The following is a 686-nucleotide window of genomic DNA, read 5'->3' on the forward strand; positions in this document are numbered from 1 at the left end:
GGTCAGATGAAATGGATCTCATTGATTTGCTGGCTCACGTTGGCGGCCCTACTCGCCGTGCCGACACCTCCAAAATTGAAGTGGCCAACAACGGTCAAATGACGAATTTCGATTTAGACCAGTACATTTTAGATGGTTCGCCAGCGCCTAACTTGCCACGCGTTTCTGCCGGCACGGTCGTGCGCGTTCATGCACTGCCAGATGACCCTTCCGACAACAAATCTCAATGGGTCAGCCAAAGCTCAGACGCGTCCATTTACGTGTTTGGTCAAATCAACGCACCTGGTCGCTATCGCTTCACGGACGAAATGCACTTTCTCGATATTCTTTCGGCCGCCGACGGCCCGACGATGGATGCCGATATCCACAATATTCGCGTGACTCATCGCGGTTTAGGCTACGCAAAAGTGAGCAAATTAAATCTGTCGATGTATTTCGAAACGGGAGATGAATCTATCCTGCCAGACGTGCGCCCTGGCGACACTATTTACATTCCGGAGAAAAACAAAAACTGGCTCGACCGCTCTAAAGAATCCACCGTGCGCGTACTGGGTGAAGTACGAGATCCGGGACGCTACGTATTCAACGACAACATGACGGTTTTAGACTTATTGGCAGAAGCTGGCGGCCCAACAAACAGCGCTTATCTTGAGAAAATTAGCATCGTCAATATGTCGTGCTGCCAA

1 protein-coding gene is annotated in these 686 nt (G+C 50.4%); it reads left to right on the forward strand.

The window, feature by feature from the left end:
* Positions 1–686, forward strand: a 686-nt coding sequence (locus R7190_RS27695) for a polysaccharide biosynthesis/export family protein (protein WP_318137908.1), incomplete at both ends; no start/stop codon positions are given.

Source organism: Vibrio sp. 1078-1 (assembly GCF_033340475.1).